Genomic DNA, 16,924 nt, shown 5'->3' on the forward strand with positions numbered 1-16,924 from the left:
CCACCTCATCGACGTCATCCACCGAGCCATGACCACCGATCAAGCGTCCTGGAAACACCACGTCACCCGCTACGAACACACCGCTTGACATAGAACCACCAACGGGTCGCGCCGATCCCGGTCGATCACAGCTGGGACGACATCCGCGACCTGGACCAGAAGGCACGTGGGTGGCTGCACGCCACCGCAGCGCAGCGCGCAGCCGCGAGCCAGCGGAAGTCGAGATGACCTCTCAGCCGCTCCTTCAGGGTCGGTCTTGCTGGCGGCCGGTGGGCAGCAGTGTGCGGAGTTCCAGTGCCGCTCTCAGTCTCGTGGGCAGTGGGCGGGTCGCTAGTGCTCGCCGGACCTCTCGGACCTCTTCCCAGGCTCGTCGGGGTTGGCCGTCCGCCACCGGGACTCCTGACCACAGCGCCATGTCCAGCACTTTCGCCAGCCTTACCACCGGCTCCGCCGTTCGCACTCCGATCATCGAGCCCGCCGACTCAGCCAGATCTCGCGGTGTCATCCCGATCCGGTACGGCACGCCGTGGGCTCGGATCCGGTCACGGGCCTCCGCCCATGCACCCATCACGCCATCGGCGCCGGCCAGGCGCCTCCTGCGGCGGGCCCGCACGGACTTCGCCAACGGCACTCCGACCAGCCAGCAGGCAAGCAGGAGCAGGGCCCCGGCAACCGGAACCACCACTGCCCACAGCATCGGGGCGGCGCCGGATTCCTGTTCGCCCGCGTCCTCCTGCTGCCCCGGCGGGAGCTGGGGCGGGCGCAGTTGGTTCTCCGGCGGTAGCTGCTGCCGGGCCTGCGCTGCCGCCATCGCCAGGCCGGACCGCTCCCGGCCCGACTGGGTCGCGGTCGCGGTCGGGTCCAGCGGCACCCAGCCGATTCCCTCGACCGCCACCTCCGGCCACGCCAGCACGTCGCCGTTGCGCACCACCGTGAAGTCGCCCTCGGTCTTGTTCGTGCCGCGGAACCCGACGACCAGCCGGGCCGGGATGCCGTTCAGCCTCGCCAGGAGCACGTACGCGGCGGCGAACTGCTCGCTCGTCCCGCGCTTGCTCTCGACGAGGAAGTGCCGCAGCTGCGGCCAGCCGTGCCCGGTCGGCAGGTCTTCGCCCACCGCGACCTGGTAGTTCTCGCTGAGGAACCGGTCGAGCTGCAGGGCCGCCTGGAACGTCGGGCGCAGCCCGTGCATCGAATCCCTGGCCAGCCGCCCGATTTCCGGTGGCACCACGCCGAGTCCGCCGAGCCCGCCCGCCGCGTGCGGATCCACCGGGGCGACTCCGAGCCGCGCCGCGTCGACCTGAGGCGTCGACCAGCTCAGCCGGTAGGACACCTCCTGCCCGGCGGGCACCGGCGGATCCACCAGCAGCGCGCCCGAGGACTGGTCCACCAGCGGCGCGAGCCCGGTCACGCCCACCGGAACCGGCTGGCTCGGCAACCAGGGCCCGAGCCCGCCCCGCACCCGCAGGTCGGCCGCGCCCGTGGTGCCGCCCGGCACCCCGTCGAGGCCGGTTCCCATCCGGCGCAGCTGAGCGCCGGTCGACCAGTTGGTTCCGTCGAAGCCGTCCAGCACCACCAGGCGCCACCGGTCGACCGGCGCATCGCTGCGGTAGCGGAACGCCTCCCGCTCGCGGTCGCCCAGCCGCGCCGCGATCTGGTCCAGCGGATTGCTGAGCCGGTTCTGCTGCAACGGCGCCAGGCGGCCGTCCGCCAGGCGGTACGGATCGCCGCCGACCGGATCGAAGCCACCGATGAGGACGGAACCGGCGACCACGCCCACGATCGTCGGCACCACGAGCAGAATCCGCGCCTTGGACGACCGGGGCACCGGTTGGAGCCCACCGCGAGGGCGGGCGGCCGGACGCCCGGGGCGCTCCGCCCAGAGCACCACTCCGGCCGGGACCGCGTAGGCGATCGCGGCAAGCAGCGCCGCGAGCCCGGTCAGCGCCTCGTACGCCTGGGCGAGCGCGACCACGGCCAGGCCCGGCAGCAACGCCACCATCGGCTTTCGCAGGCGCAGCAACAATTCCAGGCCGAGCGCGACGGCGAGCAGCACCGCCAGCGGGACGAACAGCAGCTGCTCGGCATCCGGCCTGGCGGGCCAGGTCGACTGCAGGGTGAGCAGCCAGCCCTCGGTCAACCCTCGTTCCAGCACCCGCAGCGTCTCCCCGGTGGGCAGGCCCACCACGGTGGTCGGGAACAGGACCGATTCGATCAGCCCGAGAAGTGCCCCCAGCAGCACCAGAACCGGACGCCACGGCGCGAGTTCCGACCACCGCGCGGCCAGTTCGACGCAGCCGTAGGCGATAAGCACCACGACGAGCACCGGGACGACCAGCGGCGCCAAGCCGAAGACCGGGGCGAACAGGAACCCGGAAACCGCTGCGGCGCAGAGCAATCCGGCGACCGCCAGCCGGCTGCGCGCGGTCATGCCGGACCCGCCTGCAAGGCGTTCCACTTCGCCGCGGCATCGGCCGCGTCCGACGCGGCGATCAGCCCGTTGCCCGCCGACGACTGCCGGGCGCCGAGCCGGACCAGCACGTCCGGCCGCCAGCGGTGCGCGGCCACATCGGCGTCCGGCCCGGTGATCACGGCCAGGATGCCGCCGGGACGCGTCGCGGCGAGCGCGGTCGGCACCAGCGGCGCATCCGCCGCCGCGTCCTGGCCGACCAGGCACAACTCGTCCAGCAGCGACCTGGCCGCTCGCAGGCCGCTGCCGACCGGCGTGTCGATGCCGTGGGAGGTGATCAGCCGGCAGTGCTGCCCGGCCGACGCCGACGCGTAGAGCAGCGAGGCCGCCACCTCGACGGCTTCCTCGAAAACGGCCGGGCTCATCGCGGCGGGCCGGGTGTCGAGCACCGCCGTGAACCGCAGCTGCGCCGGGTCGGCGTACTCGCGCACCATGAGCTGACCGGTCCGGGCCGTCGCTTTCCAGTGCAGGAAGCGCACTTCGTCGCCGATCACGTACGGCCGGACGGCGCGCAGGTCCGCCGAACCGCGCAGCGGCGGATCGGTGATCGGCCCGTCGTGGTGGTGCCGCGGATAGCCGGCCCGCGCGGGACGGACCTGGTGCCGGCGCGGATGCGCCCACAGGTGCGCGGTGCCGCCCGCGGTCCGGTCGCCGTGGGCGAGCCCGAAGGGATCGAACCGGCTCAGCACGAGCGGGCCGACCTGGAGCCGGCCGCGCGCCGTGGTGAGCAGCTCGTAGTGGTAAGTGGCCTCCGCGCCGGGCGCGAGCGGGCGGACCTGCACCTCGTTCGCCTCGGTGCCGACCCGGTCGGCCGCGGCGAAGCCGCCGTGCCGGCGAGTGGTGCCGTTGCGCACCACCAGCGACGCCAGCGCGGGCTTGCCCCGCTCGACCCGGTCCGGCGTGACGGAGCGGATGACCTCCACCTTCGGCTGGACGAAGGTGGTGGCCACGGCGGCCAGCACCGCGCCGACCGCGACCCCTGCCAGGGCCCGGAACAGCGGGTACCCGGCCACCTCGCCGAAGGCGAAACAGAGTGCGGCCCCGAGGAGAACGAGGATGCCGCGGCGGGTGAGCCGCACCCCTACCTCCTCGCCGGGTCCGTCGGCACGGCGGTGTCCGCCAGCAGCTCCGCCACCACGTCGCTCGCCTGCCGCTGGCTCAGCTCCGCGTCGGGGGTGAGCACGAGGCGGTGGGCGAGCACCGGGACCGCCACGTCCTTCACGTCGTCCGGCGTCACGAAGTCGCGGCCGTGGGTGGCGGCGAGCGCCTGGGCCGCCCGGATCAGGGCGATGCTGCCGCGCGGGCTGGCGCCGTAGCGGACCGCCGGATGGGTCCGGCTCGCCGCGGCCAGCCGCACCGCGTAGGAGATGACCTCGGGGGCCAGGCGCGACTTCCGCACCTCGGCGATCACCTGCTGCACGCCGCTGATGTCGATCACCGGCTGCAGCTCGTCCGGGCTCACCCCGGCGCAGTCGCCCATCACCACGCGCACCTCGGCGTCGTGCTCCGGGTAGCCGACGGACAGGCGCATCAGGAACCGGTCCAGCTGCGCCTCGGGCAACCGGTAGGTGCCCTCCATCTCGATCGGGTTCTGCGTGGCCACGACGAGGAACGGCCGGGGCACGTCCTGGCTGACCGAGTCGACGGTCACCCGGCGTTCGGCCATCACCTCCAGCAGCGCGGCCTGGGTCTTCGGCGTGCCCCGGTTGATCTCGTCCGCCAGCACCACGTTGGCGAAGATCGCGCCGGGGTGGAACTGGAACCGCTCGGCGTTCTGGTGGTACACCATCACGCCGGTGATGTCGCCGGGCAGCAGGTCGGGGGTGAACTGGATGCGGCTCCACCCGCCGCCGATGCTGGCCGCGATGCACCGCGCCATGGTGGTCTTCCCGACCCCGGGCACGTCCTCGATCAGCAGGTGCCCCTCGGCGAACAGGGCGGCCACCGCGAGCCGGACGACGTCCTCCTTGCCGCGCATCACCACCTGCACGTTCTCGGCGATGAGGTCGTAGGCGACCTTGGGGGTGGGTGTCACAGCAGTTCCTCGTCCTTTCCTCGACGCAAACCCGCCGGCCCGGTCCAGAGCACGACGCCCCGGATCCGCCCGGCTATCCCGGCGTTCCCGTCCAGCTGTCCGTGGCCTGGCCCGCCGGGGTCGTCATGTTGACCGTGATCTTGATGCTGCCGGCCCAGAAGACGTTGTTGAAGACGATCTCGGAAGGCCCGTCGCAGGACGCGGAAGCCGACAGGAAGTTGATGAAGCGCGCCTCGCAGGTCCCCGACGAGCCCTTGGCGTCGGCGTTGACGCTCACGATCAGCCTGCCGTTCTCGCCCCGCACCCGGGTGATCTCCACGGTGGGCGGGCCCGACGGCACGGTGACGCTCTGCTTGCCGGGATTCCCCTTGAGCACGGGAGAACCGGCCGGGCCGAATCTGGTGACCGCGCGGACCGTGATGGTGGTGGTGCCCGTGATCCCCTGGAATTCCGTGCTCTGGCCGGAAACTTCGCGCTCGCCCTTCCCGGACGCGCTCACCAGGTAGTGCACCAGGTTCGCGCCGTGAAGGTCTGGCTCGGTCCACGTCACCGAGACCCGTCCGTCGGCGCCCGCCTTCGCGGTGACCTTCGGCGCTTCGGCCGCGCGTCCCGGCACCACCGCCTTGGCGCTGGCGCCCGAGCCGCGGCCCGCCGAGTTCTCCGCGGTCACGGTGATCACGTAGGACTTGCCGTTGGTCAGCCCGCTCACGGTGGCGCTCGACGCCGAGCCGTCGACCGTGGTCGACCCGCCCGACCAGCTCAGCCGGTACCTGGTGATCCGCGCGCCGTTGTTCGCGGCGGCGCCCCAGCTCACCGTGGCCGAGCCGTCGCCGGCGACCGCCTTGACGTTGCGGGGCGCGCCGGGCGGCGTCGCGGCCGCGACGACATCCGACAGCACGCCGGGCACCAGCGGCTCCGAGTCCGGCGGCTCCTCGGTGGTCGGCTCGTCGGCCGTCCCGTTGCGGGCGGCGTCGTCGATGGACACCTCGGCCGCCGATCCGTCCTCACCGTCGACCACCAGCACCCGCGAGCCGTCCGAGGTGTCGACGTAGATCCGGTTGTCCTCGCCCAGCGCCGGTCGCGGCGGTTCGCCGTTCTCCGGGAGCTTCTTGGAGCTCTTCAGCTGGCCCTTGCTGTCGTAGGTGAGCACTTCGTGCCGGGTCTCGTCGACGACCATGACGACGTGCGAGGCCGCGACGGGTCCGGCGATCTTGCCTTCCCCGGGCAAGTCCACCGAGACGGGCCGGGCGGTCGGGCCGTTCTTCTCCAGCCCGGCGGTGTCGATCAGGTGCAGCTGCTTGCGGTCCGGGTCGACGACGGCGAGCCGCCCGTCGACGGCGCTGTTGGCGACCTGCGCCGTGGGCGGCAGTTTCAGCCCGATCTCGGCGGATCCGCCGAGCCCGTCGCCGCTGATGGTGTGCAGCGTGTCCGCCGTGGTGTCGATCACCACCACCCGGTCTCCGACGACGGCCAGCGCGCCGCCGTGCCCCTTGGGCAGTTCCGCGGGACAGGCGAGCCGGGTGGCGTCTCGCGGCAGCTGGCAGATCGAACCGGTGTCGATCCGGTGCAGCCACACCGTTCCGTCGGAGGTCGCCACCGGCATGGACAGCGGGCCGCCCGCCGGGACGGTGGCCGTCGGGTCGCCGAGGCGCGCTACCCGGCCCGCGTTGCGGTAGACCAGGTACGGACCGCCCGCGACCTCCAGCACGACCGGCCGCTCGGCGGCGGGTGGGGCGACGCTGTTCTCGACGCTCAGCGTCGACTTGCTGAACTCCGTGATCCGCGACCGCTCGACGACGTATCCGGAGCGCTCGCCCTGCACGACCTGGCTGCCCAGCTCCGCGCCGGGCACGCTCGCCCGCGCATCCACCTGGCCGGTCGACCCGTCGACGTGGAACGCCGACTGCGAAGCGTTGTTGTAGACCCAGTGGCCGACCTGGACGAACTGCAGGCCGGGCGGAACGGACGCCTGTCCGGTCACGGCCAGACCGACCAGTCCGACGCAGCCGGCGACCAGCAGCGCGATCGCCGCGCGGCCGCGCGCAACGGCGCGAAGCCGCTGCAAGGCCGGGGATTTCGAGCCGGACGAGTCGTCAGTCACCCGATGACATTAACAAGCGGTCGATGAAGATTTGATGATAATCGCCAACTTCGGGCGAGAGCGTCCCGCTGTCACCGAATCCTCATTTTCCCTGCGGACACTGGACCCGGGGAAGGCACGAGGAGGCAGCACGGTGACCGATCCAGGCGCGACCCGAGCCGGCGTGCGAATCAACGCACCGGCGATCCCGCAACCGCGACCGACTCCGGCGTGGCAGCCGGTGCACCCGGTCGCCGGCTCGGCACCCGAGCCACCTGCTCGCCCTGCCGCCGGGCCGGAAACGAGGCCCGCTCAAGCACGTCCGCTCGGCGGGATCGGCGTCCTGCAGATCATCTGCTGGCAGCTCGTGCTGATCGCGGTCGTGCTGGTCATCGGCCGGCCGTGGCCCGCGATCGCCGCGGTCGTGCTCGCGGCCGCGATCGTCCTGGCGCTGACCGCGGTTCGCACCCGCGACCGCTGGCTGTACGAATGGCTCGCGTTGTCGTGGAAGTACTTGCTGCGCAAGCGCGACCGGGATCTGCGGAGCGCGGACGAGGCCGGGCGCGCTCTGCTGCGCCTGATCTCGCCGGAATCGGTGTGGCTCGTGGACGACGTCGGCGACGACGTGGTGTCGATGCTCAGCCGGGCCGCCGGGATCTCAGCGGTGCTGCAACCGAGAACGACCGCCCGTGCCCCGAAACCGGTGCCGCCGCCGGAGACGATGCTGCCACCGCTGAGCGAGCAGGCACCGGCCTTCGCCGTGCAGGTGGTGCACCACGCCGGGTTCAGCCAGGCGCACGCACCACGTGTCTGGCTGACCCTGCAAGTGCTGCGCACGGTAGAAGTGCATCGGGACGCGGAAGTCCGGCAGGCGCTCGGCAACGCCGTCCGGCGGGTGAAGCGCCAGCTCCGCCGCGACGGCACGCCCACCAGAGGGCTCACCGAGCAGGAAGTCCTCGGCACCATCTCCTCGCTCGCCCACGTCACGGCCGACCGCAGCCGCATCCGGGAGCAGTGGCGGCTCTGGCACACCGGCCCGGTCTCGCAGGCGACCTTCGAGCTCGAAGGCTGGTCGGGCCTTTCCCCGGCGGTCGCAACGCAGGCATTGCACCGGCTGCTCGCGGCCGCGCCGCACGCGGCGGTGACGATCGCCGTCACGGCACACCGGTCGACGACCGACACCGAGCCCCGCGTGAGCGCGACGATGCGCATGGCGGCGGCGAACCTCCAGGCACTGGAGCACACGGCGCAGGTGCTGACCGGGCTGGCCCGCGGCTGGGGCATCGGCGTGGAACGCCTCGACGGGCGGCACGCCCGGGGAGTGGCAGCCACCCTGCCGATCGGCCGCTCGGACGCACAGCAGGACTGGTGACAACGGGCGTCGACGTCCTCATCGGACACTGCGGCCGAAGGCGTCGCTGTTTCCCATTACCAGCGGAAACCGTCCCCATGGGACCGCATTCGATGGACAGGTCAGCCCAGCGACCGGATGCCCCAGACCTCTTCGAGCACCCGCGGGGTCAGGACGGCGCCGGGTGCGCCCGCGGCGATCAGCTTTCCGCCGTCGAGCACCAGGCAGTGATCCGCACGCATCGCTTCGGCGAAGTCGTGGGTCACTTGAACCACTGTCGCCCCTTGCGCTTTGGCGTTCTCGAGGGCCGCTGAGATCAGGCGCCGCGCTTCGGCGTCCAGTCCGGAACCCGGTTCGTCGAGCAGGAGCAGACCGGACTCCTGGGCGAGCCCCTGCGCGAGCAGGGCGCGCTGGCGCTGGCCACCCGACAACGAACCGAGCCGGCGGGCCGCCACCGGGAGGAGCTCCAGGCCGGCCAGGCATTCCTCGACGACGGCCCGGTCGTGGGCGGTCAGGCGCCGCCACGCGCCGCGGTGCGCCCATCGCCCCATGGAAACCGCGTCGCGGACGCTGATCGGCAGCGAATCGGACACCGCGCTTCGTTGTGCGACGAACGCGGGCTCCCGGTCCCGCTCGACCGAACCCGCGGCAGGCCGGAGCACCCCCGCGAGCACGCCGAGCAACGTCGACTTCCCGGAGCCGTTGGGACCGACGACGGCTGTCATCCGCCCGCTCGGGAACGTGGCGCTGAAACCGCGCAGCACCGGTTCGCGCGTGTAGCCGACCGTCAGGTCGCGGACGGTGATCTCCGGTTGATCGCTGGTGATCGTCACAGCACTCCTCGCACAGTGTTCGGCGTCACCGAACTGGATCTACAATGATAATCATTTTCATCATAGGATGCGTGCTCATGGATTGGCTTTTCGTCCCGTTCGAGGTGTCGTTCGTGGCGCGGGCGCTGTGGGCCGGGACGCTCGTCTCGTTGATCTGCGCGCTGGTCGGCACCTGGGTCGTCCTGCGCGGCATGGCGTTCCTCGGCGACGCCATGTCGCACGGGATGCTCCCCGGTGTCGCGCTGGCGTCGCTGCTGGGCGGGAACCTGCTGCTCGGAGCGGCGCTCAGCGCAGGCGCGATGACGCTCGGCGTCACCGCGCTCGGCAGGTCGTCACGGCTGTCGCAGGACACCGCCATCGGGCTGCTGTTCGTCGGGATGCTGTCGCTGGGCGTGATCATCGTTTCGCACTCGCAGTCCTTCGCGGTCGACCTGACCGGCTTCCTCTTCGGTGACGTCCTGGCAGTGCGCGGGCAAGACCTCGGCTACCTCGCGGCGGCGCTGGTCGTCGCCGCGACGGTGTCCGTGCTCGGCCACCGCTCGTTCGTCGCGCTCGCCTTCGATCCGCGGAAGGCGCACACGCTCGGCCTGCGGCCGCGTTTGGCGCACGCCTGCCTGCTCGGCCTGATCACGCTGGCGATCGTCGCGTCGTTCCACGTCGTCGGAACGTTGCTGGTGTTCAGCCTTCTCATCGCGCCGCCCGCCGCAGCGGTCCTCTGGGTCGACAGGATTCCCGCGATCATGCTCGTCGCGGCGTTGATCGGGACCGCCGCGACGGTCATCGGGCTGGTCGGCTCGTGGCACTGGGGCACCGCGGCCGGAGCGACGATCTCGGCGGCCGCGGTCGCGCTGTTCTTCCTCTCCGCGCTCGGTGCGGAAATCCGCCACCGCATGCAGCGGATCTCAACCACGTCAGGCGAGTAGAAGCCGGAATCCAGAGGTGATCGTGAGCCACATCAGAAAGAAATCCGCCGCCGTGGCGGGATTGTCGGCCGCCGCGGTGGTCCTCGCGGGATGCGCCGGGCCGGACGCGCCGACGCCGGTCGAAGAGCTACCGCACGGCTACGTCGAAGGCGCGGAGGAGGCGGCCGAGGCGCAGTCGCGCCTGGTGGTCGCCGACGCGGATGCCGGAACCGTGCGCGTGCTGGACCTGATCACCGGCGATGTCGCGGAAGCCGGTCAGGTGCACGGCGTCGAGGAGGTCGTCGGTGACGGGCGGTTCGCCTACCTGGCATCGGGCCGGTCGGTCCGGATCGTCGACAGCGGCTCCTGGATGGTCGACCACGGCGATCACGTGCATTACTACCGCGCCGCCGTTCGCGAGGTCGGCACGATCGCGGGAACCGGGCCGGTGCGCGCGCATCGCGATCCAGCGGTCGTCGCGGTGTCGTTCGGCGACGGCACGGCCAGCCTGCTGGATCGCGCCGAGCTGGATGCGGGCACGATCGCCGAGACGGGCAAGATCGAGGACGTGGCGCGCGGCGCGGCGGTGCTGCCCTTCGACGGCCACGTCCTCGTGCCGGTCGAGCAGCCCGGCCGGGCCGGCGCGGTGCAGGTCCGGAGCCGGGACGGGCAGCCGGTCACGACCATCGACCAGCCCTGCCCCGGCCCGTCCGGTGCCGCTGTCACCCGGCGAGGCGTCGTGTTCGGTTGCGCCGACGGCGCTCTCCTGGTCGGTTCGAAGGACGGCAGGTTCAGCGGCGAGAAGATTCCGTACCCGCGACCGGTCTCGGAGGACGAGCGCGCGCAGGAGTTCGACCACCGGCCGGGCAGCGACACCCTCGCGGCGAAAGCCGGTGAAACCGGCGTCTGGTCGCTCGATGTCGCGCATCGCAAGTGGACGTACGTCCCCACCGGGCCGGTGCTTGCGGCCAGCGCGGTCGGCGCCGGCGGGCCCCTTCTGGCCCTCACGGCGGATGGGGCGCTGCACGCGTTCGACGGCGAAACCGGCCACGAGACGGCGGTCGTCCCGCTGCTGAGCGATCCGGCGGCGGGTGGAGCCGAACCGACGATCGAGATCGACACGAGCCGCGCCTACATCAACGACGCGACCGCGGGCGTCATCCACGAGATCGACTACAACGACGCCCTCCGCCGCGCTCGCACCTTCGAGCTCGGCGGCCGGGCCACTCACCTGGTGGAGACGGGACGATGAGCGCTGGAACACGAAACAGCGGCCGGCACTCCGCCCGGCTCCTCATCGCCTCGGGGATCGCATTCCTGCTCGCGCTCACCGGCTGCGCCGCCGGGGAGCAGGACCGCTCGGGCGTGGTCGTCACGACCAACATCCTCGGCGACATCACCCGGCAGATCGTCGGCGACGAAGCCGACGTGACGGTGCTGATGAAACCCGACGCGGACCCGCACTCCTTCGGGATCTCGGCGCAGCAGGCGGCGAAGCTGGAGCAGGCCGGCCTCGTCGTCCACAATGGATTGGGCCTGGAAGAAGGTGTCGCGCGCAACGTCCAGGCGGCGGAAGCCGCCGGGATCCCGACCCTGGCCGTGGGCTCCGAGGTGGATCCCGTCCGCTACACCGCGGCGGGCACCGACGGCCGCCTCGACCCGCACTTCTGGACCGACCCGCAGCGCGTGAGCCGGGCGGTCGACGTGATCGCCGAGCAGGTCATCACGCACGTCGAGGGCGTGGATCCGCAGGCCGTGCGCGCCAACGCGGCGCGGTACCGGGAAGCGGTCGACCGGCTCGATGCGGAAATGGGCGGTCAGTTCGCCGGCATCCCGGCCGAACGCCGCAAGCTGGTGACCAACCACCACGTGTTCGGGTACCTCGCGCAGCGGTACGACTTCGAGGTCGTCGGCGCGGTGATTCCCAGCGGAACAACGCTCGCCTCGCCCAGCGCGTCAGACCTGCAGGCCCTCGCGGACACGGTTCGCGCGGCCGGCGTCCCGGCGATCTTCGCCGACTCCTCCCAGCCGGACCGCCTCGCGCGGGTCCTCGCCGACCAGGCCGGACTGGACGTCGAGGTCGTGCCGCTGTTCTCCGAATCGCTGAGCCGACCGGGCCGGGGCGCCGACGACTACCTGGAAATGATGCGGTCCAACGCCGAGTCCATCGCACGGGGACTCGGCCGGGGCTGAACCGCGCGCGCCCGGAGCCTCGGGCACCTGCTGGATCCGTCCGTCCGAAGTGGAATGGGAAATGATGATGAACACCGGTTCGCGCAAGAAGATCGCCGCGGCGTCCGCCGCGTTGTCCCTCACCGCCGTGCTGGGCGCCTGCGGCACCGCGCAGGCGCCGTCCCGGGAGAACGCGGTGGCCGATCCGGTCACCGTCACCTACGACGGTGGCGTCTACGTCCTCGACGGCAGGACCTTGGAAGTCGTCAAGGACCTGCCGCTGCCAGGCTTCAACCGCCTCAACCCGGCCGGCGACGACCGCCACGTCCTGGTTTCCACCGCGACGGGTTTCCGCGTGCTCGACGCGGCCGGCGCGAACCTGACCGACGTCGAGTTCAAGGGCGCCAAGCCCGGTCACGTCGTGCCGCACGCCGGCAAGACCGTGCTCTTCTCCGACGGCACCGGCGAAGTCACGGTCTTCGATCCCGGAGCGCTCGGCTCCGGCATGCCGCCGACCGAGGTGTACCGGACGCCCGAACCGCACCACGGCGTGGCGATCGAACTGGCCAACGACGAGCTCGTGGTCACGGTCGGAAACGAGGAGGATCGGGTCGGCATCGCGGTGCTCGACGCTGCGCGCGAGGAGATCGCGCGCAGCGAGGACTGCCCCGGCGTGCACGGCGAAGCGACCGCGCAGGGCGAGGCCGTCGTGATCGGCTGCGAGAACGGTGTGCTGATCTACCGCGGCGGCACCATCACGAAGGTCGCGAGCCCCACCGAGTACGGCCGGATCGGCAACCAGGCCGGCTCCGCCGCGTCGCCGGTCGTGCTGGGCGACTACAAGAAGGACGAGCACGCCGAACTGGAGCGCCCCCAGCAGGTTTCGCTCATCGACACCACCACCGGAACCCTGCGGCTGGTCGACATCGGCGCCAGCTACACCTTCCGCTCCCTCGCCAGGGGGCCGCAGGGCGAGGCCCTCGTCCTGGGCACCGACGGCCGGATCCACCAGATCGACCCGGCGACCGCCCAGGTCACGCGGGCGATTCCGGTCCTGGACCCGTGGCAGGAGCCGCTGGAATGGCAGCAGCCGCGGCCCGCGATCTTCGTCCGCGGCGGCACGGCCTACGTCACGGATCCGGCGCAGAAGAAGATCCACGCGATCGACCTGGCGTCGGGGAACAACCTCGCCACCGGCGACCTGCCCGCCACCCCGAACGAACTCAGCGGCGTCCGCCCCTGACACCTGGCCGACGCGATCTCCGACGCCTCGTTGCGCCGCCGAGCCCGCCCGGCGGTGGCCACGGCTCACGACGAGCCGGGCCGCCGCCGGGCGGGCAGCCGCTCTTACCGCCCCTCCTCCACCGGGCGCAGTCCGGAACCCGGAGGAATGGCGGCGCAGCAGGCCGTCAGAGGTACTGGCCGAACTGGTCGGTTCTGGTTGCCAGGTGGTTGATGTGGACTCCGGACAGGTCCGCCGGGCGGAGGAGGCCGACTTCCGCCGGGTCCTGCCGTTCGGAGGCCGTGATCCGCTCGCCCTGCAACGCGATCGCCCGGTCCAGGAGGTTCCGGACGACCCGGCCGTTGCCGAACGACTCGTCCCGGCTCGTCGCCCGCAGGATCCGGCGGACCTCCGCGCGGACTCCTTCGTGGACGGTGAACCCCGCCGTGCTCGCCAGGCTCTCGAAGATCTCGACGAGCTCCGCCTCGTCGTAGTCCGGGAAGTGCACCACCGAGGGGAAGCGCGAGGCCAGGCCGGGGTTGGTGCGCAGGAACTCCGTCATCCGGCTCTCGTACCCGGCCGCGATCACCACCAGGTCGTCGCGGTGCTCCTCCATCAGCCGCAGCAGTTCCGCGATCGCCTCCGGGCCGTAGGAGTGCCTGCCGTCCGGCGGCGTCAGCGCGTACGCCTCGTCGATGAACAGGACACCGCCCCGCGCTCGCTCCACCGCGGCGCGGACCTTCGGCGCGGTCTGGCCGATGTACTCGGCGATCAGGTCCGCGTGCGAAACCTCCACCAGGTGGCCGGAGGACAGCAGGCCGAGCTTCGCGTACACCGCCGCGACCAGCCTGGCCACCGTCGTCTTCGCCGTGCCCGGATTGCCGGTGAACACCAGGTGCCTGGTGCGGGCCGCGAGCGGCAGCCCGGCGCCGCGGCGCAGCCGGTCCGCTTCCGCTTCGGCGACCAGCAAGCGCACTTCGCGCTTCACCGACTCCAGCCCGATCAGGCCGTCGATCGCCGCCAGCGGGTCCGCCGGGAGGTCCGCGTGCACCGGTTCGACCGGGGTGTCCGGCACGTCCACGGCCTCGATCCGGTGCAGCGACTCGTCCGCGCTCACCACGCCGTCCGCGAGGATTCGCCTGGACTGCAACGAGACCGCGCGTTCCAGCAGGCTCACCGCGAGGCGGCCGTTGGTCATCGCCGCGTCGCGGCGGGCCGTGCGGACCACTGCCCGGGCCTTCTCCGGCACCCCGTCGCCGAGCGCGAAGCCCGCCGCCGCGGCCTTGCGCTCGAACAGCTCCACGACCTGCTCGTCGGTCAGGTCCGGGAAGCGCACCACCTTCGGGAAGCAGGCCGCCAGTTCCGGGGTCGCCTTGAGCAGGCCGTTCACCGCGGCGTCCGGCCCGCACAGGACCACCAGCAGATCCGCCGAGCGCGACTGCAGGCCCGCCAGCAGCGCGTCGATCACGCCCTGGTTGCGGGCCCGGTCGACGTCGATGCCCGGCCGGGCGAGCGTGCCCGCGTCCTCGATGCACAGCACGCCGCCCATGGCCCTGTCGAGCGCGCGCTGCACCCCGATGGCCGCCTCCGCCACGTGCCGCCCGGCTAGGTCCGCGCAGTCGACCACCACCAGGTGCCCGGCCGACAGCAGGCCGAGATCCGCGCAGGTCCGGCCCAGGACCCCGGCCACGGTCGTCTTCCCGGTCCCCGGCGCACCGGTGAACACCAGGTGCCGCGGGCGCACCTCGCCCGGCATCCCGGCCTCCCGGCGCAACTTCGCGGCCCGGACCTCGGCGAGGACCAGGTCCAGTTCGCGGCGGACCGAGTCCAGGCCGACGCAGTCCGCCAGGTCGGTGCCGGCCGAGTGCTCCGGCAGGTCGCGGCCGAGCACCTCCACCTGTCCCCCGCTGTTGCGGGCGCGGGCCGCGTCGACGCCGCGCCGCGCCAGGTCCTCGATCAGCCGGGCGCCGCGCATGTTCTGCGGCCCCACCGCCGCCAGCCGGGCAGCCGACCGCGCGGCCTCGTCCCCGGCGGTGGCGCCCCGCCGGGCCACCGCGCGCCGGAACAGCTCGGCGAGGTCCTCCGGCGCGAAGTCGGCGGTCCTGGCGACCCGGAACTGCTGGAGCAGCGCCGGATTCACCGCGCCCACCCGGTCGTCTCCCCCGGCCCGGCACACCGCGATGACGTGCAGCTCCGGCAGCCGCTTCACCAGCCGCCGCAACTCCTCCAGCAGCGCGGTCCCAGACCTCTCCAGGCTCGCCAGCTGGTCGAGGCCGTTCACCACCAGCACGTCGTGGGCGCCGAGGCCCTGCGTCTTCTGCTGCAGGTGCACCACGGCGTTGCTGACGTCGAGGCTGGCGAACTCGGCCTCGGAAACCCAGGCCTCGGTGCGGTTGCCGCCCGCCTTGAGCAGCATGCCGCGCAGCACTCCCGCCGCCGTGCCCCGCCCCGTGCTTTCCGGGCCGGTCAACAACATCCGCACCACCCTGGTGCGGCCGTGCCGGAAATCCGCCAGCTCGGCGCGGACCGCCGCGGCCAGCTCCGGCTGGCCCACCAGGGCCGCCGCCGGATCCGCGGCCGCCGAGTGCAGTTCCTCGCCGCCGACCAGCTTCGGCACCAGCGGGTTGAGCACCCTGCGCGGCCGGGCCAGCACCCGCAGTTGTCGCTGGAAGTCCCGCACCGGGACGAAGCAGCTCGGCGTCACGATGCCGTCCGGCAGGCCCTGCACCACGCCGCTGATCCGCATCGCCATGTCCAGCCAGGCTCGGCAGACGTCCACCTCGCCCGCCAGCACCGCGCGCCCGAGCCACGCCAGCACGAGGTTGTGCCAGCTGTCGCCGTCGAAGTTCTCCTTGAGCCGGACGAACATGGCCTGCACGACCTCGAACATCGCGTGGCCCGTGGTGAGCGCCAGTTCGACCGGCACCTCCGCCAGCTCGGCCTGCAGCATCAGGCCGGCCAGCGCGATCTCGTGCTCCACCGAGTAGTCGATGTCGGGGATCGGGCCGGCGCCCGCGACGCCCGGGGACCGCTCCAGCAACCGCTGGTGCGCGGCCAGGAACCCCGAGCACGCCCAGTCCAGGTAGCCGGCCGGGCCGCTGAGCTCGGGCAACGCCGCCAGGATCGACTCGTCGGCGCGCTGCGCCCACAGGTCCGCCAGCCTCCCGACCGGCGCGACGAGGTCCTGCTTGGCCAGCGCCGGGTCCGCCGCGCGCATGTCGTGCAGCGCGATCAGCGCCTGGCGGCGCGGTTCGAGCGGTTCGATCCCGGCGAACACGTCCAGGCAGCGGCGGGCGACGCCGAACGCCAGCTCCCGCAGCTCGGGGTCGTCACCGGCACCGTCGAGCAGCCATTCCACCGGCGGCCGGAACCGCGACGCGCTCGCGCTCCAGGACCAGGTGCGGTTGGGCCGCCAGGGCTGGGCCGCGAAGCCGCCCATGGTCTCCCGCTGCAGGTCGGCGGCGTTGCCGCCGCGCACCGCCGCCGTGCCGACCAGGAACTCCAGCAGGAACCACAGCTCGGCGCCGATGACGGTGGTGTCCTCGGCGAAGAACTCCGGCAGTTCCACGGCCAGCGCCTCCGCGGCCGGGTCGCGGTTGAGCTCGACCGCGCGCTCCCCGATCTCCTCGTACAGCCCGTCCGGCACCCGCCACGGACCGTGGGAGTACACGTCCAGCACGGGCTCGTCGGACAGCAGCAGCTGGAGGTGCTCGGGCAGCAGGGGTCGGTCCACGGTCGGCCACCTTACTTCCGCCCGCCGGCCACCCGATTCCAGGCGAAGACCACCGATCACCCGCGCTCTGAAGCGGACTACCACCAGTAGTCGAGGCGTCGCCGTCGGTCCGGTTCCGGCGCTGCGACC

At 72.4% G+C, this 16,924-nt stretch carries 11 protein-coding genes; 5 read left to right on the forward strand and 6 right to left on the reverse strand.

What is annotated here, in order from left to right; genetic code table 11:
• Positions 1–244: 244 nt before the first annotated feature.
• From AC07FN_RS34405 to AC07FN_RS34420, 4 genes are all read right to left on the reverse strand, one after another.
• Positions 245–2,428: a transglutaminase TgpA family protein gene (locus AC07FN_RS34405; protein WP_478399384.1), complete on the reverse strand. Its 2,184-nt coding sequence runs from the start codon at positions 2,426–2,428 to the stop codon at positions 245–247.
• Positions 2,425–3,546 (reverse strand): DUF58 domain-containing protein, encoded by a 1,122-nt coding sequence (locus tag AC07FN_RS34410; protein ID WP_478399385.1) that lies wholly within the window; start codon positions 3,544–3,546, stop codon positions 2,425–2,427. Before AC07FN_RS34410 ends, AC07FN_RS34405 begins: the two co-directional genes overlap by 4 nt.
• A 2-nt stretch (positions 3,547–3,548) precedes the next feature.
• Positions 3,549–4,502 (reverse strand): AAA family ATPase, encoded by a 954-nt coding sequence (locus AC07FN_RS34415; protein WP_358303905.1) that lies wholly within the window; start codon positions 4,500–4,502, stop codon positions 3,549–3,551.
• A 73-nt stretch (positions 4,503–4,575) separates the two neighbouring features.
• Complete coding sequence (locus AC07FN_RS34420) at positions 4,576–6,603, reverse strand: fibronectin type III domain-containing protein (protein ID WP_478399386.1); 2,028 nt, start codon at positions 6,601–6,603, stop codon at positions 4,576–4,578.
• Between the two features lie 133 nt (positions 6,604–6,736).
• Between AC07FN_RS34420 and AC07FN_RS34425 the strand changes: the two genes are divergently transcribed.
• Positions 6,737–7,954, forward strand: coding sequence for a type VII secretion protein EccE (locus AC07FN_RS34425; protein ID WP_478399387.1), 1,218 nt, complete (start codon positions 6,737–6,739; stop codon positions 7,952–7,954).
• Positions 7,955–8,055: 101 nt separating this feature from the next.
• Here the strand turns inward: AC07FN_RS34425 and aztA are convergent, their stop codons facing one another.
• A complete protein-coding gene (aztA, locus tag AC07FN_RS34430; protein WP_478399388.1) occupies positions 8,056–8,766 on the reverse strand; it encodes a zinc ABC transporter ATP-binding protein AztA in 711 nt (236 codons plus the stop codon).
• A 77-nt stretch (positions 8,767–8,843) separates the two neighbouring features.
• Between aztA and aztB the strand changes: the two genes are divergently transcribed.
• From aztB to aztD, 4 genes are all read left to right on the forward strand, one after another.
• Positions 8,844–9,689, forward strand: coding sequence for a zinc ABC transporter permease AztB (gene aztB / locus AC07FN_RS34435; RefSeq protein ID WP_478399389.1), 846 nt, complete (start codon positions 8,844–8,846; stop codon positions 9,687–9,689).
• 22 nt (positions 9,690–9,711) lie between these two features.
• Complete coding sequence (locus AC07FN_RS34440) at positions 9,712–10,920, forward strand: hypothetical protein (protein WP_478399390.1); 1,209 nt, start codon at positions 9,712–9,714, stop codon at positions 10,918–10,920.
• Positions 10,917–11,861 (forward strand): zinc ABC transporter substrate-binding protein AztC, encoded by a 945-nt coding sequence (gene aztC / locus AC07FN_RS34445; protein ID WP_478399391.1) that lies wholly within the window; start codon positions 10,917–10,919, stop codon positions 11,859–11,861. Before AC07FN_RS34440 ends, aztC begins: the two co-directional genes overlap by 4 nt.
• Positions 11,862–11,928: 67 nt before the next feature.
• Positions 11,929–13,083, forward strand: a complete 1,155-nt coding sequence (gene aztD, locus AC07FN_RS34450; RefSeq protein ID WP_478399433.1) for a zinc metallochaperone AztD — start codon at positions 11,929–11,931, stop codon at positions 13,081–13,083.
• Positions 13,084–13,249: 166 nt separating this feature from the next.
• Here aztD and AC07FN_RS34455 read toward each other — a convergent pair whose 3' ends face one another.
• A complete protein-coding gene (locus AC07FN_RS34455) occupies positions 13,250–16,795 on the reverse strand; it encodes an AAA family ATPase (protein WP_478399392.1) in 3,546 nt (1,181 codons plus the stop codon).
• Between the last annotated feature and the right edge of the window lie 129 nt (positions 16,796–16,924).

This window comes from Saccharopolyspora sp. NPDC045941 (assembly GCF_056431445.1).

Bases quoted from the DNA above. Each gene is read 5' to 3' on its own strand.
- AC07FN_RS34405 (WP_478399384.1), bottom strand. From the start codon at position 2,428: ATGACCGCGCGCAGCCGGCTGGCGGTCGCCGGATTGCTCTGCGCCGCA.
- aztB (WP_478399389.1), top strand. From the start codon at position 8,844: ATGGATTGGCTTTTCGTCCCGTTCGAGGTGTCGTTCGTGGCGCGGGCG.
- aztC (WP_478399391.1), top strand. From the start codon at position 10,917: ATGAGCGCTGGAACACGAAACAGCGGCCGGCACTCCGCCCGGCTCCTC.
- aztD (WP_478399433.1), top strand. From the start codon at position 11,929: ATGAACACCGGTTCGCGCAAGAAGATCGCCGCGGCGTCCGCCGCGTTG.